Source organism: Ensifer sp. ENS08 (genome assembly GCF_014852195.1).
Lineage (GTDB): Bacteria > Pseudomonadota > Alphaproteobacteria > Rhizobiales > Rhizobiaceae > Ensifer > Ensifer adhaerens.
In genome coordinates, this window is sequence record NZ_JACVBF010000016.1 from 139,198 (window position 1) to 164,558 (window position 25,361).

The 25,361-nt window shown below is 63.6% G+C and carries 20 protein-coding genes; 7 read left to right on the top strand and 13 right to left on the bottom strand.

The genetic code is table 11. The features are described from left to right. Positions 1-36: 36 nt before the first annotated feature. Positions 37-546 carry a gluconokinase gene (locus IB272_RS26945; protein WP_113080262.1) on the bottom strand — a complete coding sequence of 170 codons (510 nt, stop codon included), beginning with the start codon at positions 544-546 and terminating at the stop codon, positions 37-39. Further along, positions 543-1,919 (bottom strand): GntP family permease, encoded by a 1,377-nt coding sequence (locus tag IB272_RS26950; RefSeq protein WP_034787501.1) that lies wholly within the window; start codon positions 1,917-1,919, stop codon positions 543-545. Before IB272_RS26950 ends, IB272_RS26945 begins: the two co-directional genes overlap by 4 nt. Before the next feature lie 282 nt (positions 1,920-2,201). Between IB272_RS26950 and IB272_RS26955 the strand changes: the two genes are divergently transcribed. Continuing rightward, positions 2,202-2,348: a hypothetical protein gene (locus IB272_RS26955; RefSeq protein ID WP_156400696.1), complete on the top strand. Its 147-nt coding sequence runs from the start codon at positions 2,202-2,204 to the stop codon at positions 2,346-2,348. A 211-nt stretch (positions 2,349-2,559) separates the two neighbouring features. On the opposite strand, the gene IB272_RS26960 is transcribed toward IB272_RS26955, so the two are convergent. Next, positions 2,560-3,042: an isoprenylcysteine carboxylmethyltransferase family protein gene (locus tag IB272_RS26960; protein WP_060604515.1), complete on the bottom strand. Its 483-nt coding sequence runs from the start codon at positions 3,040-3,042 to the stop codon at positions 2,560-2,562. 173 nt (positions 3,043-3,215) lie between these two features. Between IB272_RS26960 and IB272_RS26965 the strand changes: the two genes are divergently transcribed. Further along, a complete protein-coding gene (locus IB272_RS26965) occupies positions 3,216-3,641 on the top strand; it encodes an OsmC family protein (RefSeq protein WP_060604512.1) in 426 nt (141 codons plus the stop codon). Between the two features lie 66 nt (positions 3,642-3,707). On the opposite strand, the gene IB272_RS26970 is transcribed toward IB272_RS26965, so the two are convergent. The 8 genes from IB272_RS26970 to IB272_RS27005 all read right to left on the bottom strand — a co-directional run bounded on the left by IB272_RS26970 (position 3,708) and on the right by IB272_RS27005 (position 15,738). Beyond that, positions 3,708-4,088: a VOC family protein gene (locus tag IB272_RS26970; RefSeq protein WP_060517679.1), complete on the bottom strand. Its 381-nt coding sequence runs from the start codon at positions 4,086-4,088 to the stop codon at positions 3,708-3,710. 58 nt (positions 4,089-4,146) lie between these two features. After that, the gene (locus IB272_RS26975; protein WP_192445443.1) at positions 4,147-5,877 is read right to left on the bottom strand and encodes an adenylate/guanylate cyclase domain-containing protein; all 1,731 of its coding nucleotides are present in this window, start codon (positions 5,875-5,877) and stop codon (positions 4,147-4,149) included. 122 nt (positions 5,878-5,999) lie between these two features. Further along, on the bottom strand, positions 6,000-6,971 hold the full coding sequence (locus IB272_RS26980; RefSeq protein ID WP_192445444.1) for an aldo/keto reductase: 972 nt from the start codon (positions 6,969-6,971) through the stop codon (positions 6,000-6,002). A gap of 118 nt (positions 6,972-7,089) precedes the next feature. Next, a complete protein-coding gene (locus IB272_RS26985) occupies positions 7,090-7,500 on the bottom strand; it encodes a hypothetical protein (RefSeq protein ID WP_090297111.1) in 411 nt (136 codons plus the stop codon). A gap of 501 nt (positions 7,501-8,001) precedes the next feature. Continuing rightward, positions 8,002-9,342 (bottom strand): HlyD family type I secretion periplasmic adaptor subunit, encoded by a 1,341-nt coding sequence (locus IB272_RS26990; protein WP_034787518.1) that lies wholly within the window; start codon positions 9,340-9,342, stop codon positions 8,002-8,004. Positions 9,343-9,348: 6 nt separating this feature from the next. Then, positions 9,349-11,427 carry a type I secretion system permease/ATPase gene (locus IB272_RS26995; protein ID WP_246810442.1) on the bottom strand — a complete coding sequence of 693 codons (2,079 nt, stop codon included), beginning with the start codon at positions 11,425-11,427 and terminating at the stop codon, positions 9,349-9,351. A gap of 408 nt (positions 11,428-11,835) precedes the next feature. Further along, a complete protein-coding gene (locus IB272_RS27000; protein WP_246810437.1) occupies positions 11,836-13,872 on the bottom strand; it encodes a type I secretion protein in 2,037 nt (678 codons plus the stop codon). A 129-nt stretch (positions 13,873-14,001) separates the two neighbouring features. Beyond that, positions 14,002-15,738, bottom strand: a complete 1,737-nt coding sequence (locus IB272_RS27005) for a hypothetical protein (RefSeq protein ID WP_113506101.1) — start codon at positions 15,736-15,738, stop codon at positions 14,002-14,004. A gap of 541 nt (positions 15,739-16,279) precedes the next feature. Here IB272_RS27005 and IB272_RS27010 point away from each other — a divergent pair. From IB272_RS27010 to IB272_RS27025, 4 genes are all read left to right on the top strand, one after another. Continuing rightward, positions 16,280-16,762: a hypothetical protein gene (locus tag IB272_RS27010; protein ID WP_051659098.1), complete on the top strand. Its 483-nt coding sequence runs from the start codon at positions 16,280-16,282 to the stop codon at positions 16,760-16,762. Between the two features lie 161 nt (positions 16,763-16,923). After that, the gene (locus tag IB272_RS27015; RefSeq protein WP_090297114.1) at positions 16,924-17,868 is read left to right on the top strand and encodes a DUF817 domain-containing protein; all 945 of its coding nucleotides are present in this window, start codon (positions 16,924-16,926) and stop codon (positions 17,866-17,868) included. 99 nt (positions 17,869-17,967) lie between these two features. Next, entirely contained in the window at positions 17,968-21,024 is a 3,057-nt protein-coding gene (locus IB272_RS27020; RefSeq protein ID WP_192445445.1) for an AsmA family protein, read from the top strand. Between the two features lie 122 nt (positions 21,025-21,146). Next, positions 21,147-22,412, top strand: coding sequence for an alkyl sulfatase dimerization domain-containing protein (locus tag IB272_RS27025; protein WP_089042962.1), 1,266 nt, complete (start codon positions 21,147-21,149; stop codon positions 22,410-22,412). Between the two features lie 130 nt (positions 22,413-22,542). On the opposite strand, the gene IB272_RS27030 is transcribed toward IB272_RS27025, so the two are convergent. Beyond that, positions 22,543-23,112, bottom strand: coding sequence for a methylated-DNA--[protein]-cysteine S-methyltransferase (locus tag IB272_RS27030; protein ID WP_060517696.1), 570 nt, complete (start codon positions 23,110-23,112; stop codon positions 22,543-22,545). A 190-nt stretch (positions 23,113-23,302) separates the two neighbouring features. On the opposite strand from IB272_RS27030, the gene IB272_RS27035 reads away from it, so the two are divergent. Continuing rightward, the gene (locus tag IB272_RS27035) at positions 23,303-24,574 is read left to right on the top strand and encodes a GGDEF domain-containing protein (RefSeq protein WP_192445446.1); all 1,272 of its coding nucleotides are present in this window, start codon (positions 23,303-23,305) and stop codon (positions 24,572-24,574) included. Positions 24,575-24,633: 59 nt separating this feature from the next. On the opposite strand, the gene IB272_RS27040 is transcribed toward IB272_RS27035, so the two are convergent. After that, positions 24,634-25,278 carry a LysE family translocator gene (locus IB272_RS27040; protein ID WP_060604483.1) on the bottom strand — a complete coding sequence of 215 codons (645 nt, stop codon included), beginning with the start codon at positions 25,276-25,278 and terminating at the stop codon, positions 24,634-24,636. Between the last annotated feature and the right edge of the window lie 83 nt (positions 25,279-25,361).

The following is a 25,361-nucleotide window of genomic DNA, read 5'->3' on the forward strand; positions in this document are numbered from 1 at the left end:
CTGTCCGCCGAAGTGAGAAGCGCAAGCGCGGCTGGGCTAGTTGCCCAGCCCCTGGATGGCTAGATCGACCTGCTCAGCTGTTGGAAGAGCCACGTCGACGACGACGCCATCCTCGTCCGGACCGAGCGGCTCGAGGGTCGCAAGCTGAGTGTCGAGCAGGGAAGCCGGGAAGAAGTGTCCCGCCCGATGCGAGAGTCGGTCGGCCAGCACGGTGCGGTCGCCGTGCACATGCACGAAGCAGACGCGCGGCGCGCCCGTGCGCAGGATGTCGCGATAGGACCGTTTCAGGGCCGAGCACCCGACCACCGAAGGGCTGCCAGCCGCCTCGTCCTTGGCAATTTCTGCGGCCAGCGCCCGCAGCCAGGGTTCACGGTCATTGTCGTCGAGCGGAATGCCCGCGGACATCTTGGCGACGTTCTCCGGCGGGTGAAAGCTGTCGCCCTCGACAAAACGCCAGCCGAGCCTTGTGGCCAGCGCCTCGCCGACAGTGGTCTTCCCGCTGCCGGATACGCCCATCACCACGACATGCTGAAGGTCCTCACTCATAGCAGCCACCATCCCACAAGCGCGAAGGCGAAACCAATCACCCCGAGCAGGGTTTCCATTACCGTCCAGGTCTTGAGCGTCGTCCGCTCATCCATCTGAAGGAAGCGGCCGACGAGCCAGAAGCCGGAATCGTTAACATGGCTCAGCACCGTCGCGCCGCAAGCGATGGCGATCACGAGGAAGCACAGGTCGAAGGGGCTGAGCCCCGTCGTTGCCGCGACCGTTGGAGCGAGAAGGCCCGCCGTCGTCGTCAGTGCCACGGTCGCCGAACCCTGCGCCACGCGCAGGGCCGTGGAGATGAGGAAGGCGGCGACGATCAGCGGCATGCCGATCGCCTCGAGGCTGCCGGCGAGCGCCTGGCCGATGCCGCTTGCTCGCAGCACGCCGCCGAACATGCCGCCGGCTCCGGTAACGAGAATGATGCCGCAGATCGGGCCTAGCGCCCCGTCCATCAGCTTTTCCATGTCCTTGAGCGTACGCTCGCCGCTGAGGACCCACATGCCGACGAGCACAGTGATCAGCAGGGCGACGGGCGTCTGCCCGGCCATGCGCAGGATGCTGACCCACAATGCGCCGCCGTCGATCATCTTGGCGGCGGCCAGCGTCGATAGGCCGGTATTGAGGAAGATCAGCACGAGCGGCAGCAGCAGCACCAGCATCACCGTGCCGAAAGACGGGGGCACTTCGTCGTGCGCCGCCTCGTTCGGCGACCCGAGAAGGGTTGGCACCGGCAGTTCGAAGCGTTTGCCTGCCCATAGGCCGAAGAGATAGCCGCCGAGATACCATGTGGGCAGCGCCACGACGAGGCCGACGAGCACGAGCAGGCCGATATCCGCCCCCAGCAATTCGCTGGCGGCCACCGGGCCTGGATGGGGCGGGAGGAATGCGTGCATGACCGCAAAGGCGCCTGCCGAAGGCAGCGCATAAAGCAGAACCGAGCCGCCGAAGCGGCTTGCGACGCTGAAAATGATCGGCAGCATGACCACGAGGCCGGCGTCGAAGAAGATCGGAAAGCCGAACAGCAGCGAGGCGACGCCGAGCGCGAGAGGCGCGCGCTCAGGTCCGAACTGGCCGATCAGCCGATCCGCGAGCACCTGCGCGCCACCGGAGACCTCCAGCATCCGCCCGATCATCGCGCCAAAACCGACGAGCAGCGCCACCGAGGCAAGCGTCGAGCCAAAGCCCTGCAGGAGGGTCGGGACCACGTCCGCGAAGGAGATGCCGGTCACCAGCGCCGTCAAGAGGCTGACCAAAACCAGAGCGACGAAGGCATGCAGGCGCAACCGGAGGATAAGAAAAAGAAGCAGGCCAACGGCTGCCGCCGCGATCAGCAGGAGCGTCGCGGTTCCGTAGGCGGGTTCGATCGAAGTCATGTGTCCTCCTTGTTCCGGAAGTGAGGTCAAGGGCCATATAGTCTATGGCCCTTCACAGCAACCTACCTGAAAGAGGTGGGCACAGGAGATACGGCCGTATGAAGAAGGGCTTGTGGCCTGGCGCTAACGATCGCCTTCGACAGGCGATCGCGCGCTTGAGGCGCGGCGCATTGCCATAGGCACACATCGCCACACGCGCTCGATCATACTCCACCGGGCGTGTTAGGTATGGCAGCAACTCGGCAGCCTCTGTCGTGATCATTCAACTGAAAGGTAGAATAAATGCGCGCTACAATCCTGTTGGCAATGGTTCTCGCCCTCGCCGGATGCTCCCAGACCGGCGGCGGCGGCGGTGGCGGTGGCGGCTACGCCGCCGATTATGAAGCTGGTGACGGCGACTACTATCACGGGATCGTAGCGCCGAGATAAGGCCCGACCTTCTGCACGAAAGACCACCTTTCGTGTTCCAGCGGGATGGACGCTCGTTCAAGTCCATCCCGGCAATACCCCCTAGGCACACGCGCAGCCGCCTCGGCTATGATCAATCGAGGGCCTGCCGACTCATCCACCCGAAATCGCGAGTGCTGCGACGCGACGTCCGGACCCGTTTCATCGCCGCGGAGCATGCCGATTTGTGCAATCAGAGCCAGCGCCTGACGCGCGCCTTGTAGACCCGATAGACGTCGCCGAACTTGCGCTCAAGATAGGCCTCCTCGCGCGCCACGACGCCATAGCGGATGACGAAGTAGAAGGGCACCAGCAGGATCAGCAGCCACAGGCTGTCGAAGATGATGGAAAAGCCGATCAGGCCGAGAAACATGCCAGTATAGATCGGGTTGCGGGTGAAGCGGTAGGGACCGGCTTCGACAATCGCCGATGTCGGGCGATGGATCTGGATTTCGGTTCCCGCACGCCTGAAGCTCACCGCCGCCCAGATCAAAAGCGCGAGACCGGCGAGAAAAATGATGCCGCCGACGAGGGCGTCCGGCACGGTCGCGGGCACGAACGGCAACGGGTAGAGCCGGTCGAGCACGAGGCCACCGCCCACCGACATCACCCAGGCGATCGGCGGATGGATCACGGCGCCGGAACGGTCAGGCGCATTTCCCGTCGTCTCGTTCATCAAAACACCTTTGGTCTGGTTTCCGCGCCGTCCGTCCCCGCACCGATGGCGCTGGCTGCCATTTTAGAGGATGCGGGCCATTTGCGAAAACCCTCCAAGACGCTATGTGAACGGAGGATCATCGGCTCTGTCTGGGTCCGTGATCATGCCATGGCTACAACAGGACGAGACACATGAAAGCACGCGTCAAATGGGTGGAAGACCGGACCTTCGTCGGAGAGTCTGGTAGCGGCCACAAAGTCGTATTGGGAACCGCCTTCGGCGAAGAGGGGCGCACCCCGGGACCGAGCCCGATGGAACTGGTGCTGATCGGCACCGGTGGCTGCTCGGCCTATGACGTCGTGCACATTCTGGAGAAGGGCCGCGAGCCGGTGGAAGACTGCGTCGTCGAACTCGACGCCGACCGCGCCGAGACGGAACCGCGCGTCTTTACCCGCATCCACATGCACTTCATCGTCAAGGGACGCGGACTTGCGGTCAACAAGGTCGAGCGCGCCGTTTCGCTCTCGATCGAGAAATACTGCTCGGCCTCGGCCATGCTCGCCAAGACCGCGACGATCACCCACGATTTCGAAGTGGTCGACACCAGCGCCGGCTGAGAGCCGACCTGGCGCTCGCATCCCCAGCGGTGCGAGCGCATCGACGACCCGCGGGCGCGCGGGTCGCTATCGTCGCGCGGGCTGAAACAGTTCGACAACATTTCCGGAGGGATCGATCAAAAGGATCTGCGCCCCTCCGGGACCGGTGACGATGTCATTGCGGAACATGACGCCGGCACGGCGCAGCCGCTCCACTTCGGCGTTGAGGTCATCGACGAGGAGATGGATGCGGTTCCAGCCGCCCGGCCCCGGCTTCTCGCCGTCCGGCATCGGCCGGCCGGCCGAACTCGTCGGTCCGCTCAGCAGCAGCCGCAGCGCACCGCGCTGCACATCCGCGAAAGCCGGTGCATAGCTCGACAGAAGCGAAAAGCCGAGGTGGGTCGTGTACCAGGCGATCGCCGCCTCGACGTCGTCGACCATGTAGCGGACATTGACTGTTTCCGACATTGCTTTTCCTCCAAGTAAACCCGGCCGGCCGATGCGGCTCCCTCACGCCGTTCCGAACTCACTCCGGCAGTCCGGCCAGCCGCAATCCTTCAACGTAACGCGCAAGCAAGGCCTTATCCCGGTAGGGTGCACGGGAACCGTATCGCTCGATCGAGAATTCCGGATTGAGTTTCAGGAGCTCCGCCGCGGCGCGACGTGCATCCTCAAGGCGCCCGAGTTGCGCGTAGGTCGCCGCCAGCAAACGGTAGGCCGAACCAAGATCGGCCATCTTCTCCAGCAGAGCCAACGCTTCGGTGTACTGGCCGGAGAGATACCTGGCAGCCGCGATGTTCCAGAAATACCAGTCCGGACGACTGGGGTTCAGCCGCAAGGCCAGTTCCCCGATCCTGATCGCGTCCTCCAACAGACCGAGATACCCCAGGGCATCGCAATATTCCGCAAGAAGATCGCAATTGTTCGGCGCCAGTTCGCGCCCACGCTCGTAACAACCGATGGCGCGTTCTGCCTCTCCCCTCCACAAATGGGCGACGCCGAGCGCCCAGTGAACATCGGCGTCACAGGGACTGAGCTCCAAAGCCTTGCTTGCCGATGCGAAGGCACTGGCAAGCGTCGCTTCCATGTCGGCACGCTCGTTCCATTTCAGTTTGCGTATATCCAGCCAGGCCAGCCCGAGATATCCGCGGGCGTAGGCTGGATCAGCGTCGACCGCGGCCAGGAACATCTCCTTTGCCCGCCTGACCTCATCCGGTTTCAGGCTTTTTTCAATGTGCCGGCCACGCAGATAGAAATCGTAGGCGCTTGATCCTTTGAGCGGCTCGGCGAGAATCCGGTATCGTTCGGCCTCTTCGATTTTGACATTCAAGGCAGCCGGAATGGAACGGGACAACTCGTCCTGGACATCGAACATGTCGACAAGGTCGAAATCGTATTTGTCCGCCCAGATGTGTTCGCCAGTGGCATTGGTCAGACTGGCATTGACCCTGACCCGGTCGGCAGCGCGTCTGACGCTGCCTTCGAGCGTGTAGTAGGTTGTGCGTGCCTGGGGTTGCGGCTCGGGACGCGGCAACCGAACGATCACGTTCAAACCGGAGAACCGCGACAATGCCGCGACGACGTCCTGCGTGATGCCGGCCGCGAAATAATCCTCATCGGGATTGCCGCTTAAATTCGCAAAGCGCGACACATAGAGAAGCGTCCGGCTCGACTTGACGGGGGGATTTTCCCGTACCTCCTGTGTCGGTGGCGCCATCAGCGCCGCCCCCTCCGATCCGCCGTCGTCGATGACGATATTGTAGATGTGGACGGGGCGGCCGATGTTCTTCAACGCCTGCGCGCCCGTGTCTTCGAAGCGGATGTCCAGACGACCGCCCAGCGTGTCGTGAACCGAGGCGGAGACGGATATACCACCCGGCTTGGCGAGGCTCTCGATGCGAGCCGCCACGTTGACGCCGTCACCGTAAACGTCGCCGTCTTCAAACAGGATATCGCCGAGATTGATCCCGATGCGAAATTCGATCCGGCGATCCCGCTGCGTACCCGCGTTCCTCGTCTGCATTCCCCGCTGGATCTCGACCGCGCAGAGAACTGCGTCTTCCACGGCACGAAACTCCATCAGCATGCCGTCACCGATGAGCTTTACGATGCGCCCGTGATGCGCGGCGACCGCGACGTCCCACAGCTCCTGCCGATGAGCCATGAGGGTCGCAAGCGTGCCCTTCTCGTCGAGCTCCATCAGCCGACTATAGCCGACCACGTCCGCGGCCATGATGACGGAGAGCTTTTGTTCCATCGGCGCCCCCAGGCTCCAGCACCCCTATGGATAGCATATCCGGACGGGCGAGGCACTGAAGACGCGGCCACGCAGCCGACAGATCCCTGGGAGCGTCGATGACAGGCGGCGAAACGGCGGCTTCAATCCCGATAGAAGTTGCGCCGCCAGCGGTGGGCGGTCAGTTTCGCCCGCTGCGCATCCGGCAGGCCGGCACCGTCGCCGATGGCGCAGTTGCGCTCGACGTTGCGCACCGAACGCATGCCGGGAATGACCGTCGATACGGCCGGGTGGCTGAGAACGAAGCGCAGCGCCGTCTCGGCCAGTGCGTCGGGCTTGATTTCCAGATCCTTGACGATCTTCTGCGTTCGTTCCTCGACCTCGCGCTTGCGCTCGCCCCGGAAGTAGGTTTCCCGGAAGTCACCCTCGGGAAAGACGGTATCGGCGCGGATCTGGCCGGTCAGACCACCTTCGTCGAGCGCCACGCGGACGATGACGCCGACATTGTGCTTCAGGCACGCGGGCAGCAGTTTTTCTTCCGGCGCCTGCTCGAAGATGTTGTAGATCACCTGCACGCTGTCGACGACGCCGGTCTCGATCAGCCGGAGCGCATTGTCCGGCTCGTAGTCGTTGATCGAAACGCCGAAGAAGCGGATCTTGCCGTCGCGCTTCAGCCGCTCGACAGCCTCCAGCCAGTCGCCGCGGCCTACCCACTCGTCCGACCACACATGGAACTGCTGCACGTCGATCGTCTCGACACCGAGATTGCGCAGGCTCGTCTCGGTGCAGGCGATCACGTGGTCGGCCGGGAAGGTCTGCTCGGCCGGGATGCCGGCGTGCGCCGGCCATTGCATGTTCTTAGGTGGGATCTTGGTGGCGACATGGATCGTCTCCGACCGCTCGCGCAGCAAGGCGCCGATCAGCTTCTCGCTGTGGCCCTGGCCGTAGCCGAGTGCGGTGTCGATGAAATTGAGGCCGAGGTCGACTGCGCGGTTGAGGGCGCGGGCGGACTCGTCGTCGCGCGCGCCCTGCCAATGGCTCTTGCCGATGCCCCAGGCACCGTAACCGATTTCGGAAATGCGCAGGCCCGTACGGCCGAAGGTTCTGTAGTGCATGGCGCTCTCGCTGGCATTGGGGAAGGAGGACGGGATACCGCCGGTTATCTAGGCTTCAGCGATCGACCGTCAACCGGGAAAATGTCACGGCCACGGCGGCTTTGTTGCCTCATACGTCCTAGGCAAGAAACCAGAAGAAAACGGCCGACAGGAAGATGAAGGCGAGCACGAGCCCCATGAACTGCCGCATGCCCTCGCTCGTATTGTCGCCGAGCAAGGCGACCCAGATCGGCCCGCCGCTGCAGTCTTCGTCGCGCATGTCGCGGATGGAAGCCAGCGCATCGCGACCGACCGCCGGACGGCTGTAGTCGTGCGGCGGCGGCTGCCGGTTGCGATGAGGGGCGAGAGATCCCGAAAGATCCGGCGCCACCAGGCCGCCGTCGCCGGCGTCGACCACGGGAGACAACCGTTCCTGCGTCGTCGACCCGTCGCGGGTCGCGTCTCCTGCCCGCAGGCGCCCTGCGCCATGGTGAAACGCCCAGCGCTGTGGTTTCGACTGCGGATCGGATTTCACGTGCCGGATAGACATCACGCACCTCCACAGGCGTAACCGCTAACCGGGCACTTTGGTTCCGTGCGCGGGCATGCATTGTTGATCACGGGGGCGTGGCGTCGACGAATTCGACACTTGAAGGACGCAATTGCCGGCAGCGTCTGCCGAAAAACAAAAGAGCCCGCCGCGGGAGGAGCGGCAGGCTCTCTAAAAATCGATCAGCAGCCTGGGAGGAGGAGTGGCGCTGATCTCGTGAACGATCCATGGGAGGAGGAGATCGTTCACCGCATCGAAGCTCTGCGGGAGGAGATGCATTGCTTCGATGAGGTGAATATACAGGGTTTCTGCCCAAATCGTAGGCGGATTTTGCGCAAGCCAGCTATGCGCTATGCGCGCAGCGCAATACCGGCGCATCGGTCCAGAGCCGCCGTAAATGCGATCGAACGGCCGGTGATGCCGGCGAAACGCGGGCAGGCGGAAACGGGTTTCACGCCGCCCGTATTCCGACGTCGTAGGCGCTTCTGCCGCGCGAAACCGTCAGTTTTCCATGAAGGCGCGCGCCATGCTGTCGCGGATCGGCTTGGTGAGATAGTCGAAGAAGGTCCGCTCCGCCGTCTGGATCAGAATTTCCGCCGGCATGCCGGGGGTCACGACGAAATTGTGAACTCTTGCAAGCTCGCTTGCCGGAAGGCTGACGCGCGCCAGGTAGACCTCGCGCGTGCCCTCATGCGTCTGCACCGGCAGGGCGTCCGCCGACACGTAGAAGACCTGCCCATTGAGGACCGGCGTCGTGCGCTGGTTCAGCGCGGTCAGCCGCACCGTCGCCTTCTCGCCGACCCGGATATTGTCGACGTCGGTGCGCAGCACCTGCGCCTCGATGATGAGCGGTACATCGGCCGGCAGGATTTCCATGATCGGCTTGCCGCTCTCGATGACGCCGCCGGACGTATGAAAATGCATCCTGATGACCGTGCCGGTCACCGGCGCGTTGATCGTCGCGCGGCGGAGCACATTGGTGGCGCCGCGCAATTGTTCACGCACTGTGTCCAGTTCACCCTCGGCCTTCTGCAATTCGTCGAGCGCAGCCTCTTGGTAGCTCTGTTCGGTCTGGTTGACCTGCTGCTGCTGCTTGAGGATCTGGGACCCGGTCTCCGAGACTTCGGACATCAGACGGCCAATCTGGCCCTCTGCATCGGCGATCGCGCGCTGGATGGTCTTGATCTCCGTCTTGCGGATCAGGTCCTTGGCCAAAAGCGTCTTCTTGCCGATGTATTCCTCCTCGAGCAGGACTCGTTGCTCGCGCACCGATTTCAGCTGCTCCTGAAAACCTTGCGAGCGGAACTCCAGGCTCTCGATATTCCGCTTCAACAGTCCGATATCGCTGTCGAGCTTGCTCCTCCAGGTCTGAAAATTGAGCTCCTGGCTCTGCACGATCGGGACAATCTCAGGATCTTTCTTGACGTGCTCCGTGAGAACCGCGGGCAGCACGATCTGCTTCAAACCGTGCGCCTGCGCGGTCAGCCGGGCGACGATCGCCTCCAGCCGCGCCCAGCGCAGAAAATACTGCCTCTCATTCGCTTGTGCGGCCGTTTCGTCCAGCCGCACCAACGGCTGATCCACGGTTACGCGGTCGCCCTCGCTCACCAGAATATCCTTGATGATCCCGCCTTCGAAGTGCTGGACCACCTTGTTCTGCCCGGTTGCGACAAAGCTGCCCTGGGCGATGATGGCTGCCGCCAGAGGCGCGGTGAAGGCCCAAAGGCCAAAGCCGCCGAAGGTCACGACGATCAGCACCAGGCCGATCATCGTATGCTGCCAGATTGAACGCGGAACCTCTGCGTACCAGGTCAGATCCTGTACTTTGGCCATGTCGCTCATGATCGCCTACGGAAGCTGGTTTTGTTCGAGCGGGTTGCCTTCGGTATTCACCCCACGCGAAGCGAGTGCCTTGAGAACGTCCTGGCGCATGCCGAAGAGCGCCACCGTGCCGTTGACGAGCAGCAGAACCTTGTCGACGCTGTTCAAAAGCGCCGGTCGCTGAGTGATGGTGACAACCGTGATCTTCTCACGCTTGGCATGCGTCAGCGCCCGCGTCAGCGCCGCCTCGCCGGCGGTATCGAGATTGGAGTTGGGCTCGTCGAGCACAACCATGCGCGGGTTGCCGAAGAAGGCGCGGGCAAGGGCGACGCGCTGCTTCTGGCCGCCCGATAGAGGCGAGCCGTCGGCGGCCACCACGGTCTCGTATCCGTGCGGCAGCATGGCGATCATGTCGTGAACATCGGCAAGCTTGGCAGCGGCGTAGATGTCGGCGTCGGTGGCATCCTCGCGCATGCGGGCGATGTTGGCCTTGATCGTGCCGGGAAACAGCTGCACGTCCTGCGGCAGGTAGCCGATGCTTTCGCCGAACTGCCGCTGGTCCCAGTTCCTCAGGTCCATGAGATCCAGCCGGACGTTGCCCGACGTCGGCAGGATGGATCCAACCAGCATCTTGCCGAGCGTCGTCTTGCCGGCACCGGAACTGCCGATCACGGCAAGCGAATCGCCGGGCTCCAGCGCAAAGGTAATTCCGTTGAGCACCACGCGCTTGGTGCCCTGCGGAACGAAAAGCAGGCGCTCGACATCAAGGCGCCCTTCGGGCCGCGGCAGCTTCAACCGTTCGAAATTGAGCGGTGACGTCTTCAGCAGCGCGGAAATGCGCCCATAGGCAGCACGCGACTGGATGACCTGGCTCCATCCCTCGATCGCGCCCTCGATAGGTCCAAGCGCGCGGCCCGCGATGATGGAGGCCGCAATCACCATGCCACCGGTGAGCGAGCCATTGAGGGCGAGATGGGCGCCCCAACCGAGCATCGTCACCTGCGTCAGGAGGCGCACCGCCTTGGACAGCGACGCAAAGGCGATGTTGCGGTCCTGCGCCATCACCTGGGCCTTGAGCGAACCGGCCATGTCCTTGCCCCAGATGTGCACGGCCTCCGGGATCATCGCCAGTGCGTTGATGATCTGGGAGTTGCGCGACATCGAATCGAGGTGAAGGTTGGCCTTGGTCTGGAAATTGGTCGCTTCGCCGAACGCCGCAGCCGTCGCTTTCTGGTTCAACAGCGTAACGATGAGGAGGAGAACGGCTGAGGTGACGACGATTATCCCGAGATGCGGATGGATGAGGAAGACCGCCACCAGAAAGAGCGGCGCGATCGGCGCATCGAGAAACGAAAGCAGCGTGCCGGAGACGAGGAAGGAGCGAAGCTGCTGCAGGTCGCCAAGCGTCTGGTACTCGCGCCCGTTGCTATGCAGGGCGGCTCTCGCTGCCGCGCTCAGGATCGGCGCGCCGAGTTGCGCGGCCACCTCCACGGCGGTGCGCATCAGGATCATGCGGCGAATGGCGTCGAAAACCGACTGCAGCAGCACCGCGCCGACGATGATCGCCGTCAGCATCACCAGTGTGTCGACCGAGCGGCTGGTCAGCACCCGGTCCGAAATCTGGAACAGATAAACAGGGATCGAAAGCACGAGGATGTTGGTGACGATCGTAAACAGCATGACGATCATCAGGTTCTGCCGGATCGCCTTGAGACCAGCGCTGAGGCTCGCCGAAAAATCGACCGGGCCAAGGCGCTTGTGGAACACGCCCCCTCCACCGCCTCCGCCGCCGCCCTTGTCGGACGATCCGCCACCTTTGTCGGGCGACCGCGGCTCGGCCTTGATCGGCCCACGGTCGGCTTCGATCACCACCATGCCCGAAGGCGAATATCTCTCCTTCATCTCCGCGGTCGGCCAGGCAACCGGTTTTCCGACCGGCTTTTCGATGCAGGGTGCCGGCTTTGGTTCCTCCTGCAACGGGCGGCGCTCGACCGTCGCCTCGCCGCGCAGAGCCGGCTCGGGTCTGGCCACGGGCTCGGTCTTTGGAGGCCACGGCCGCGACGTGACGTTGACCGTCTCAGCGGCATCCGCCCGTGGCGTTCCCATCTGTGCGCGTGACGCCTGCGCTGCCCCGATCGGTGCGGCCGGTGCAGCAGCGCGCGCCGGTGCGAGGCCGGGTGTCGGACCGGTGATCTGTACCGGCCTTGCGGCAACGCCCGATCCGGGAAGAGGCGAAACGGGTGAAGGGGTCCAGTTGCCATCCTCGCCGGCGCCGTTTGCCGCCACTCTTCTTATTTGGTCCGCCACCCCGTCGATCTCCCTAACAGCACGGTCCAGAACGTGTTCCTGATGATTGAGCTTGCGCAGAAACTGCCGTCGCGCGGCGTCGGCGCCGGATGCTTCCGGCCGTGTTCCGTTTTCCTCCGCACGCGAAGCGGCATCGGCGCCGGTTTCGGCAGACACTGGCCGAGACGGATTCGTGCGGTCGGTCATGACTATCCTCCCGCACTCCCATCAGGCGACCATGCTGTGCATGGGGTCGGCACTGGCCGTATCGATGCCGTGCCCATGGCTCGGCGAGATCTGATCCTGCGGCTGGTGGCCGAAATCCGGAGTGAGCATGTCGTCGCCGAGAAAGACGACCGCTTCGCTGACCAGCGCATCCGGGTTCTGACTACCGAGATAGGGATCGTTCTTGACCAGCTCCGCCTGGATGAGCACCTCGTCCGAATAGGCGCCGCCGCCGGCATAGATCGTCTTGCCCGTATCGACATCGACGATCCCGGCATAGTTCAGCAGGGCATTCGAGCCCGTGGAAATGGTCCAGTCCGCGTCCGGGCGCGCCTCGAGCGCGTTCATCGCCAGCGTCACCTGATCGCTGTCGCCGAGAATGTTGGTCTGCTGGATGTAGTTGAGGCTGATGAGGTCGCCGGAAATGTAGAGCACCCTCAGGCCATTCAGCCCGGCAAAGGCGGGATCATGCAGAAAGTCGTCGCCCGACGGCTTCTTGCCTTCCGACAGATCCTGCAGCGCGGACAGGTAACCGTCCGACATCGGATTGACCGGGCCTGCACTGCCAGCTTCGACGATTCCGGCATAGTTCCAAAGCAGGTTTCCGCCGGTCGAGACCGAACCGGCGCCGCTGGTGTGAAAGCCGCCGACGGCACCGATCAGATCGTTGTCGAGCAGGATGTTCGTCTGCTGGATGATGTTGGCGTCGAAGACGCTGCCGCCGACGAAGATCAGGTCAAAGCGGTATCCGAGCTCCAGCAGCGATATCTGGTTGGCCGCCGTGTTGTCGCCACCGACGATCGAAAGCTTCGAGCCCGAAGCCGCGAGGATCGCCGTGTCCTGGTCCGACATGAAAGTGAACTGCTGGAGCCAGTTGACCATCATCAGGTCGCCCTTGACCTCGGTGATGGCCCAGACCTTGGGGAAGTCGGCGGTGTCGGCATGCGTCGTCTGCGCCGGCTCGACATGTTTGAACATGGCGATGTTGAACGCCTGGGTAGCATGCTGCTCAATATTGTTGCCGCTCAGCGCGGAACTGACGAGGTCGCTGTCATAGTGGGTGTTGACCTGAACGATCGCGTTGAGTTCGACGTGGTCGCCGGCCACCGCCAGCACTTCGGCCTGCAGCCAGTCGCTGGTGATGACGACGGAGTTGACCAGCGTGTTGCTGCCCGCTTCCAGCTCAACCGAAGTGTCGACCGAGACGGCACCCTCGCCATAGGCGATGCCGCCCTCGACTTCGACCCCGTCGTTCGACAGTTCGGGCTCGTCCGGCGCATCGGAAGCCTCGTCCGGGTCCGGCAGGTGATCCTTGAGAACCGGCGCTTCCTCAACGATCACGCCGTTCACATAGATGCCTTCGAGCGTGCTGGCCCTGGCTGAAAAATGGGTGACGCTCAGCCCCCCGGCCTCCGCTTCGCCGCCGGTGGAGAATGCCTCAAGCCTCTCGGCCGTGCCGACAACGAGGCTGGCGATCGCGTCACTGGAGCCGGCGACATCCGTCTCGCCGAGCAGCGAAATACTCTGCGTCGCGTCGATGAGCTCGGCCATCGTCGCGCTGTTGTCGATCTGCAGGCCGGACTTCAGGCCATGCCCGCCGACACTGACGAAATCATTGTCCGAAAGCTCGGCGGTCTGGTTGCTGTAGACCACCACCGAGCCCGGCGGGTTGATGTGCGGCTCGACCACCTGCGAGGCCGATCTCGGCGATGCGCCCTGCAGGAAGGCTTCCGAGCTGGCGCGGCCAAGGGAGCCGCCAAAAATCGGGTATTCGGGGAAGGACACCCCAGCATAGCCGTCCGGTATCGGCATGAAGATGTCCGGTCCGACCGGCTTGTACGGGACGTCGGGGTTGAAGTCGTCGAGATCGTAAGGTGCGTGCACCTTGACCGGCGCAGAAACGAGCTCCTTCGGATCCTTGTGGACGTCGCGATCCGGGTCGAACTTCTCATGGATTTCACGCAGACGCGCCTCTTCGGTAGAGAGTTCGAAGAGACCGATGAAATGGGCAATGGCCTCGGTGATCTTTGCGGAATACAAGGTCAGGCCCTCCTCTTGTCGTCGGCAGTCCCCGCCGGCTTGGCGGGTCGTGCCTGACTGCGCGAGAGCTTCCCGCGCAGTCATTCTCGGGTCGATCCCGCGAGACGCGGATCGACGCCCCCTCACCGATCAGGTGTTGTCGTCGTCGCCGACGGCAGTGGTCGTGTAATCACCACCGACGACCGTCATGTCGATCGTGTTGCCCTGCAGGTTCGCGCCGAGCACGATCTGCTGGTTGAAGGCGTTGGTGTCGATAACTGCGTCTGCCGAAGCCGAGGAGAGCCCTTCGACGAAGCTGTCGTCACCATTGTACGAGCCCCACATGCCGGCGCTGCCACCCGCACCGCCATCACCGTTCGTCGCGAAGCCACCCGCGCCGCCGGCACCGCCGGCACCACCGAGTGCATGGCCACCGTAGGCATCGCCACCGTCGCCGCCGGCTGCCCACGAACCCGTGAGCGCGAGGCCGCCGAGGCCGTGACCACCGGTCGCTGCACCACCGGTACCGTCACCACCGGTCGAGTCACCCGTAGAGCCGCCACCGGCATAGGCATCGCCACCACCGCCGCCGGCACCGCCGACGCCTGCACCGGCGCCGAAGCCAGCACCCGCGCCAAGACCAGCACCCAAAGCGCCGCCGCCGTCGCCGGCATCGCCGGCATCACCACCGTCAGCACTGCCGGTATCGCCAACCGCTACGCTGTTGCCACCGTTGCTGTCGCCACCGTCGCCACCGAGGTTCAGGATTGGAAGGATGAAGCCGCCGGCATCGCCGCCGTCACCTGCATCCGAAGATCCTGCCGGGCCGCTCGTGACGTCGCCACTTGTGCCACCGTTGCCGGCACCATTGCTGCCGCCGTCGCCGCCGGCTGCCGCGCCGACACCAAGGCCGACACCGAGACCGAGGCCGACGCCGAGGCCGGCACCACCGGCACCACCGGCACCGGCTGTCGCCGTACCGCCATTTGCGTCACCGCTGGAGCTGCCGCCGCCAACGCCAACACTGGCTGCAATGCCGCCAAGGCCGGCACCGCCGGTCGCATCGGCATTGTTGTCTGCGTCGCCGCCATCGCCGTCGCCAGCGCCCGCGAAGCCACCAACGCTATGGCCGCCATCGCCGCCGTCGCCACCGTTGGCATAGGCCTTGCTTCCGCCTTCACCACCGTCTGCGCCGGCCTGAATGCCGTCGCCCGAGCGGGCGTCGCCGGCATTGGCGTTGCCGTTCTGGTTAAGCGTGCCGCTGTTGTTGATGTCAGAGGCGCTGTCGTCATCCGACATGATGGCGTTCTGGCTGAACACGTTGGCAACGTTGCTGTTGCCGTTCATCGAGCCGTTCAGGATGTCCTTGAAGCTCGTGTTCGCCATGCCGTGGATCGAGGAGTTGTCGATATCGGCAAAGTCGTCGTCGGACGGCTTGTAGCCGCTCAGGTCGAGATCGACGTCCACGTCGACGGTCGTCTTGCTGTCGACGTCGACATGGGTGCTGTTTTCGTTGAGGTTGGCATTGAGGTTGGCGTTGCCATTGCCGTTCAGGTTGGCGTTGCCATTGCCGTTCAGGTTGGCATTGCCGTTGCCGTTCAGGTTGCCGTTCCCGTTGGCATTGGCGTTGCCGTTACCATTGAGGTTGCCGTTGCCGTTGAGATTGCCGTTGTAGGACTCGCTGTACTGCGATTGTCCCTGATCCTGGCCCTGACCTTGGTCCTGGCCCTGTCCCTGGTCTTGCCCCTGGCCCTGGCCTTGTCCCTGAAGCTGGCCTTGCAGCTCCGCCTGCAATTGTCCCTGACCCTGGCCCTGTCCTTGTCCCTGGTCTTGATCTTGAGACTGGCTGTCATCCCATGGCCACAGGATATTCTTGTCCTTACTCATGACGATTACCTCGAGTTGAGGCCGCGACAGCCGAGCCGCATTCTTCTCTTACGCGGATTTGGGCCATGCGCGGGCTACGTGTTGGACTTGTTGAACTCAGTAACGGTGTTTTCCTCCGGGCGCCTAGTCGCCCATCTGTCGATACTTTGATCGCTTTTGTTGCCTCTCCCCTTACTTGGTCGAGAGGACCGGAACAGGTTCCCAACTGGGTATTCCATTCGATGCAGAGCTTGCCCAAAGGGGGCCTGAGTGCGTCCTGCTCGCCGGTTGCAGAGGAGACTCTGTCTAAAACCGACACGCATTGTAAGTTGTCAGTTCGGGCTAACCTTCGCGGGCTAGCGACGAGACGCAGAAACCTTCACCCGTGGGCTAGGCAAAATATGGCCGTCACCCGACGGCTGGCCACGCGCCGGAGAGGGCCCGAGCGCCGCATTTCCGGGCCTGCGCGACCATCGTCAGAACGAATTTACTGGACGCAGGAATGCAGTATTCTGACGAGCAGTGGTGTGGCATTTGGCAACCGGCGAGCACTGGAAGGCCCATGGCAAGATTTCACGAAATCCTCCTCTTAATCGGACAACTCAACTACACGTGGACGAATACGGAGAGTTTGCTCATCTACCTCATCGCCGGCCTCGCCCGGGTCGACAAGGAAACCGCGATCGTCATCTTCCTGACGCTGAACACGACGCGGGCCCGCATCGAACTCGTCGAGCGGCTGACCAAGATGGGAAAGACGCCTGCCGCGCAGCGGCAAGAAATTCTTTCGATTACCCAACAGCTTGGCCGGCAGGCAAAACTCCGCAACAAATACAGCCACTGCATCTATTCCTTCGACGAAACCGGCGATCAGGCGAGCACGCAACTGATGGCGATCTTCGACAGCAAGGACACGATCAAGTACGGCAAGATCGAGCAGATCAACGAGGCGGAGATCGCGCGGATCAACGAGGTGATCGAGCAGCTGCAGGAGGTCAACCGGGAAATCTGGGCGATCGTCGACCGCTACGCCTTCCCGCGCTGATCACCCGCCACGAGCGCAGACGACGGCATGCCGCAATCCTGCTGCCGCCGCTGGTGGCGGATGCGCGGCAGCCACCTCCACACGGCCCGGTTTCCAGCCATCCACAATTCAACCGCATTGTCAGGCCATCGCAGCAGCGACGGCAAAAGGAGGCGATGCGGATGGTTGGACAACCCGAGGAGAGGCGGTTTACGAGCCTTGAGGCGCGCATCGACGCTGCGGCGCATGGCGTGCTCGACCGGCTTCCGGCAAGCGGCTTCCTTGGCGGCCTGACCGAATTTCTGGTGTTCGGCATCAAGCAGGCCTTCGCCTGCCTCTTCGGCGGCGCGATGCTGGCCCTGATGCTGGCAACGAAATTCTACTGGCCCGAAGGTAGTGGTCTCGCCCGCTACGACTTCCTGTTCCTGAGCGCCATCGCCATCCAGATCTCACTGCTCGTCTTCAAGCTCGAGACCATCGCCGAGGCCAAGGTCATCCTGATCTTCCACGTCGTCGGCACGCTGATGGAAATCTTCAAGACCTCCGTCGGCTCCTGGATCTATCCGGAGCCAAGCTTCTTCCGCATCGGCGGCGTGCCTTTGTTTTCGGGCTTCATGTATGCCGCCGTCGGCTCCTATCTGGCGCGCGTGACCCGCATTCTCGACATGCGCTACAGCAACTATCCGCCGCTCATCGCGACCCTGCTTTTGGCCCTTGCCATCTATGTCAACTTCTTCAGCCACCACTACATCATCGACCTTCGCTACGCGCTGTTCGGATTGACCGCGATCCTCTTCCTTCGCACCACGGTGCATTATCGCGTCTTCCGCTTTCGCCACCGCATGCCGCTGCTCGTGGGCTTCCTGCTGGTCGCCCTCTTCATCTGGTTCGCCGAAAACATCGGCACCTGGTCGCGGGCCTGGATCTATCCCTCGCAGCATGCCGGCTGGACGCTGGTCTCCGTGCAAAAGCTCGGCGCCTGGTATCTGCTGATGATCCTGTCGTTCGTGCTGGTCACGCTCGTGCATCGTCCGCGCGCGGTTGCCGCTCCGGCAGCCGTGGCCGAGAGTACAGCCGTCGAGATGGGCGATGCAGCCATCGCCGGAAAGGGTGTCGGCGCGCGATAGCGCAACCGTACGACGAGAAGGCAGATCGCCCCAGGAGTTGCAAAACGGCGCGCGCTGGAAAACGATACCGAATCAATCGCTTTCGCAACGAGGGGAAACATGCGGCGTTTCTTTCTTTGCCTGCTGGCGCTCGGCGTCCTCGCTGTCGTTTCAGTCATGATCCTGCCCAGCTTCGTTTCGAGCGACTGGATGCGCGCCGAACTGGGACGGCAACTCTCGAACGCGACCGGCAGCGCGATCGCGCTCAACGGCCCGGTCAGACTTTCCGTCGTCCCGCATCTGGCGGTGGTGGCCGAAAACGTCTCGCTCGATGCCGACGGCATGACCGCCGAGATCGGCGAAGTCGCGGGCTCCGTGACGCTCTCCTCGCTATGGTCCGACCGCCTGCACGTGAGGGAAGTAAGGCTTGTACGCCCTGTCGTGGCGCTGCGGCCGAAGGCAGAGGCCGCAGCGGTTGCGCAAGACGGGGGGGCTGAGGCGGGACAGGCGAGCACGGGCGAAACGCGCGATCCGCTCGCCGCCCTCGTCGCCTTCCTCGAGAAAAGCGCCATCGACAAGATCTCGATCAGCGAGGGAACGCTGCGGCAGGAGGGCGCCGGCGGTTCGGTCGACGTCGTCAGCGATCTCGATCTTACGCTCGCCGTTCCGGATATCGATGGCGAATTGTCGCTCTCGGCCGGCGCCGGCGTCGATGGCCGGCGCTACGATGTCACGCTTGCCGTTTCGCCTTTGCGTCCGCTGCTCGAGCACAAGCCTGCCGAACTCAGCCTTTCCCTGGAGGCCGAGCCCCAGCTTGCGGCCGGGCTCACCGAACTGACTGCCAGCGGCCAGGTAGCGCTGAATGCCAATGGCGGTTACCAGATCCGCGGCGGCAAGCTTACGATCGGCGACGAAGCGCTCGGACTCGACGCGCTGTTCGTGCCGGGCAGCCGCCCGCGGTTCCTCGCCGACCTCAACGCCGAGCGGCTGGATCTGAGCGCATTTCTCGATGACGGCGAGACGGCCGCATCCTCCTCGCAGCCCGAGGAACCGGCAGGCCGGACGGACAAGGCCAAGGCAGCTGCAGGCCTGCAGGCGCTGGCCGGTTTTGACGCCGATATCAGCGTCAATGTCGGCGCCCTTGCCGTTGGTGACATTTCCGCATCCGACGTCGCGCTGACGGCGACCCTCAAGGACGGGCAGTTGACCGGGCGGCTCGAGCATCTCGGCATCGACGCCGGCAGTGTTGCCGCCGATCTCGCCGCCGACGTCGGCGCCGCCGAGCCGATTTTCCAGGGCCGCGTCGTCAGCAACGGGCTCGACGTTTCCAAACTCGCGGCTCTGGCCGGCCAATCGGTACCGCTGTCGGGAACCGTGACGATGGACACGGCCTTCGCGTTTCGCGGACTGAGCGCGAACTCTGTGCGCAAGACGATCAACGTGACCGGCGGCGCAAGCCTGCGTGACGCGACCATCGTCATTCCCGGCATCGCCGATCCGGCCATGGCCGAGGTGAAGGCAAAGAAACTCGCCCTCAAGATCGAGGGCCTGGCCAAGCCAATGCGTCTTGCGGGCAGCCTTGAGTGGCGCGGCAAACCGGCCGAGATCGATCTTACCCTACCGATCCGCGACCTGCTCATGGACGCCAATGCCCGTGCGGGCGACATCCCGCTGAAGCTCGACCTGCGCTCGAAGGAAGCGACGCTTGCGCTGGATGGCAAGGCGGCGCTTGCGGGCAGCTACGTCGGCAAGCTGAACTTCGCGGCCGCAGACCTGCGAGCGCTTCTTGCCTGGATCGGTCAGGCCGACGCGGGCGGCATCACGCAATTCGCCTTCAATGGCGACGTGAAGGCAAGCGCTGCGGGCGTCGCATTCCAGAAGGCCACGCTCTCGGTCAACGGGGTCGAAGGAAGCGGCAATGGCGCGGTCGAACTCGGGACACCGCTCAAAATTTCGAGCGCGCTCCATTTCAAGGAACTAGACCTCGCGCGGTTGGCCGGCGCGCCTTCGGCCGCGCCGCAGGCGAAGGCCAAAAGCAAAGCGAGTGGTGGCCCTGCCCCGGATGGTCCGCTGGATCTGTCCGCACTTCGCTCCATCGATGCCTCCATCAAGGTCGATGCCGAAAAACTCGCCTACGGCCGCGTCGTCGTCGGGCCGGTCGCAACTTCCCTGAAGATCTCCGAGGGCATCGCGAACCTCGACATTCCGGATAGCCCCTTCTATGGCGGCCAGGTGGCCGCGAGCCTGACCGCCGACGGATCCGGCACGGAGCCGTCTATCGCCGTGAAGGCCTCGATATCGGGCGCCTCGGCCGCACCACTGCTCACCGACCTTGCAAACTTCAAGCATCTCGAAGGCGCGCTGCAGACGACGTTCGACATTGCAGGCGCCGGCGGCACGACCAGCACGCTCAAGCGATCGCTCAAGGGCACGGCTGAGGTCCGTTTCTCCGACGGCGCCATTCGCGGGATCGACGTTGCCGACGTCTACAACAATCTCGTCGGCCTGATGTCCTCCGGCTTCAAGCAGAACGACAACAAGGCGACCGGCTTTACCGAACTCGGGGCATCCTTTGCCATCGAGAACGGCGTTGCGCGCACCGACGACATCAAGCTCGTCGGCCCGCTCGTGCGGATGAGCGGCAAAGGCGAGGCAAACCTGCCGGAGGACCAGTTGAACTTCCGCCTCGATCCCCGCGTGGTCGCATCCTTGCAGGGCCAGGGTGCCGACATCGCCACCGAAGGCATCGGCGTGCCCGTCGTCATCGAAGGGTCGTTTGCCGCTCCGCGCATCTATCCCGACCTTTCGGGCCTTCTGAAAAACCCCGATGCCGCGCTTTCGACCTTGAAGAAGCTCGGATTGCCGACCGGCAAGCTGGGGCTCGATGAGCTTCTGTCCGGGGACGGCAAGGGAGGAAAGCTTCGCGACATCCTCAGCGGTGCGATCGGCAAGCAGCCGAAGGACGAAGGCAGCGAGCTCTCCATCGAGCAGATCATCGGCGGTGGCGGCACCGAGCCCGAGGCGGCACCGCCCGTCGATGGGCAAGCTCCGCCCGACACGGCTGCCGAACAGCCGGCGCCGGAAACGCCGCAGCCGGAGCAGCAACCCGCTGCAGAAGCCGAGCAACCGGCACAGGACAGCGGCACTTTGGGAAAGCTGTTCAAGCTTCTTCAATGAGCGAGCGTCTCAGATGATGCAGCCCAAAACCTGAGGCATGTCCACAAGACCACACGTGCCGGCTTCCAACCACGGCCGGCAATGCTAAAGCTGTCGGCGATTGCTTCGAGGACAGAAAGACCATGAGACACGACCCGTTGTTCGAGCGTCTGTGGGACGGCACGGCTCAGATGGAAGAATGGACCGCCGCGGTCTCGCACGGCGCCATCACCCATGTCGCCGACAACATCATCACCGTCCACACGACCTACTTCTGCGGCAGCGTGACGGCCATCCGTACCAGCGAAGGTCTGGTCCTAATCGACACCGCGAAGCCGGAAACGGCAAAGCAGACCCTCGACGTCATACGCTCCTGGGACGACAGCCCCATACACACCGTCATCTTCACGCATGGCCATATCGACCATACCAGCGGGATCACGGTCATCGACCAGGAAGCGGATGCGCGTGGGCTAGCGCGCCCGCGGATCGTCGCCCACCGCAACGTGAAGCGGCGGATGGAGCGCTACGAGGCTTCGCATGGCTACAACAGCATCGCGCAGAGCCAGCAGTTCAACAAACCGGGCTACATCTACCCAATCGGTCAGCGGCGACCGGACGCGGTCTATGACGATACCCTGTCACTGTCCGTCGGTGGCGAGCGGATCGAACTTTTTCACGGCAGAGGCGAAACCGACGATGCCACGTTCGTCTGGCTACCGGAACGACGTGTCCTTGCGAGCGGCGATTTCGTCATCTGGGTGTTTCCGAACGCCGGCAATCCGCGCAAGGTGCAGCGTTATGCAGCCGATTGGGCGACGGCACTTCGGCGGATGGAGGCGCTCGCTCCGGCGGTCCTCATTCCCGGTCACGGTCCGGTCGTCTTTGGCGAAGAGCGCGCGGCCGAGATGCTGCGCCACGGGGCAGAGGCGCTCGAGCATCTCGTGCGTGAAACGCTCGCGCTCCTCAACAGGGGCGCCAGCCTCGACGCGGTTCTGCATGCGGTGAAGGTGCCCGAGGCATATCTGGGCAAGCCCTATCTGGCAGCGAAATACGACGACCCGGAATTCCTCGTCCGCGGCATCTATCACTTCTATGCCGGCTGGTTCGATGGTGACGCGGCCCATCTCAAGCCGCCGAGGACTGCCGATCTCGCATCGGAACTGGCCGCTCTTGCCGGCGGCGCCGAAAAGCTTGCGGAGCGGGCCACGCACCTATCGGAGGCTGGGAATTTTCGCCTCGCGGTGCAACTCGTGGAATTCGCCAGCGCAGCCGCACCCGACGACCGGGCCATTCAGGCAACCCGCGCCGCGGTCCTGCGAAAGAGCATCGAGAACGAGAATTCGCTGATGGGGAAGGCCTTCCTCGCGGTTTACGCACGCGAGGCCGAGCAGCGCTCCAAAGGCTAATGCATGTCGCGCAAAACTGTGCATCGGTTTTGCGGCAACGAGACGCATAAAAACAAGAGCTTACAGTCTGGCGTGTGAATCCTTTGTGACGCGACAGGCTTTAGGCGCCACGCGCTGGAGCAGCCTCACCTCAGAAGCCGAAAGACTGCTGTGCGGGCTTGGCCTGTTGCTCCTCCAAATGGACGCCTTCCAGTTCGAGCATGCGCGTCTTGGTGGTCGAACCGCCCGGCGCTGAAAACCCGCCGATCTTGCCGCCGGCGGCCAGCACCCGGTGGCAGGGGATGATCAGCGATACCGGGTTCTTCGCCATGGCCTGGCCAACATCGCGTGCTGCTTCCGGCCCGACGCCCAGTTCCTTGGCAAGCGCGCCATAGGTCGTGGTCTGGCCCCAGCGCAGCGCCCGCGCGGCCGCATAGATGCGCAGGAAAAATTCATCCTGGCCTTGCAGATCCACCGCGAAGCCGGAGAAATCGACCTCCCTGCCCTCGAAGTAGTGCCGCACGGCTTCCACCGCCGCCCGGATTACCGGCGTCGGCTCCGACGCCTCGCTGGAAGGCAGCCGCCGCAGCAACAGCCGCTCGGTCGCCTCTAGCGTGCCGGTCGGCAGTTGAAAGCGCGTGATGCCGACATCGTTCCAGGCGATGCCGCAGAAACCGGCCGCGGTCTCAAAGATGAAATAACGATGCATCGCCTGACCCATCGGCCTCGCCTCCACTTGTACGCCTCCCTCAAAAATCGTGCAGGACGCCGCCGAATTCAACCCGTTTCCTGCCTACGCGACCGCCGTTTTGGCACAGATTGCCCGGAGCCGCGCACGCCACCAAATGCCGTCATTTGCGAAAGCTTTACGCTTGTCGGGCATGGTTTCGCGCGAACATCAGGAGACGATGGTGGACATCCTGCATACCCCGACGATCATGCTCAGTTCGTTCGTAACGCTGGTGATCTTCGCCGCTTTCTTCGGTTTTGCCTGGCGGCAGGAGCGCAAAAGCCTCGAACTGCTTCTGTGGTCCTTGGCCTTCGCCATCGGCGCAGTCGGCTTCGTCCTGTTGACGCTGCGCGGCGACGGCTACAACTTCATCACCATCTCGCTCGGCAACGCGCTCGCGGTGCTGGGGCTCGCGATGATCTGGCTGGGCTTGCGCGCCTTTGACAATCAGCCGCTCAAGATCGCCTCCGCGCTCGTCGGGCCGCTCCTGTGGATCGTCGTCACCTATTCTTCAGACTATGTTCGCGAGAGCGTCACAAGCCGGATCGTGCTCTACTCGATCCTGATCTTCGCCTATTCGGCGCTGATCGCGCACGAGATCTTCCGCTCGGAGAATTTCCGCAAGCTCCCGAGCTCCTACATCGTCGCCTTCGTGTTCGCCACCCATGGCCTGCTCTATCTCGCCCGCATCCCGCTGATCCTGATCTGGCCGCTCGCCGGCAACACGGCCGCGGGAACTTCGCAGCCGCTCTGGTACCAGTTGCTGACCTTCGAGCTGTTTTTTCACAGCCTCGCCGGTGGTTTCGCCTTCTTCGCCATGGTCAAGGAGCGAACCCAGCAACGCTACAAGCTCGCCTCGGAGACCGACGCGCTGACGGGTGTGCCGAACCGCCGTTCGTTCCTTGCGCAGCTGGAGACCCATCTCGCCACGCAACCGGCCAAGGGAGCACTGCTCTATCTCGACATAGACCACTTCAAGGTGATCAACGATCGCTACGGCCATGCGGTGGGCGACCAGGTGCTCGTGGAATTTGCCGGGATCCTCTCGAAGGCCGTGCCGCGTGACGCCCTGATCGCGCGCATGGGCGGGGAAGAATTCGCCGCCTGCCTCCCGCAGGCGGATCGCGCCGACGCGATCGCCATTGCCGACAGCATTCGCACCGCGCTCGAAGCGCGCCGGCTGAGCACGACCAAGGGCGCGCTGTCGGCAACGGTCAGCATCGGCATTGCCTTTGCCGACCGGCAAAAGGATGTGCACGCGATCATTTCCGCCGCCGACGCCGCGCTTTATGCCGCGAAGGCCGCCGGCAGAAACAGCGTTTGGTCGGATGATCCGTCGGGCGTGCCGCAGTTTGCAGCGGGCTCGATCGCACCCGCCGGAACGGCGGCGACGCTTCTATCATTAAGCCCTGCCAGAAGCAGTGCTGCGACACGGCGGCCCACCGGCTCCTGAACCTTCCGCATCCCGAAAACGAACGATCGGCCGGGCACCCCGTTATCGCGACCCGCCGCCTATCCGTTGACGCGCTTTACCAGCGCGAGCGAGGCAGCCGAGACAAGCAAGGCGCCGCCGCAGCCTCGTTCCATCCAGCGCCGCATCGACGAGGCGGCAAATTGCGTCGTCTTGAAGCCGACAAGGGCGTAACCGAACATGACGGCAAACTCGACGACGGTGAACACGGCGGTAAGCGCCAGGAACTGCGGCAGTTGCGGCGCGGCCGGGTTGATGAACTGCGGCAGCAGTGCGGAGAAGAACAGGTAGGCCTTGGGGTTGGTGATGGCCACGATCATGCTGTGGCGGCAGATCGCAAGCGCGGATTCCGTGCGAACGAGATCGCCGTTTTCGGCGTCTTGCGTTTCCGCTTTCTCGGCTCTACCGGGCCGAAGCATCTTGTAGCCGAGCCAGGCTAGATAGCCGGCACCCGCATATTTGACGACCGAGAACCAGAACTCCGACGCGGCAAGGATGGCGCCGAGGCCGGCTGCCACGGCGGCGATCAGGAAGAAGTCGGAAAGAAGCACGCCGATCATCCCGGCAACCGCCTTTTTCATGCCGAAACGAGAGCCATTGGCCATCGCCAGGATCACGTCCGGGCCGGGCGTGACCACCGCGATGAAGGTGACGGCCGCAAAGGCAGCCATGGTGCTGATGTCCATGAACGGGCTCCTCCCGTGAGCGGCCTATCTTTGGCCGTTCAGATCGAACGTGTAAAGCACCGCCCGCTCAACCACGCATCGGT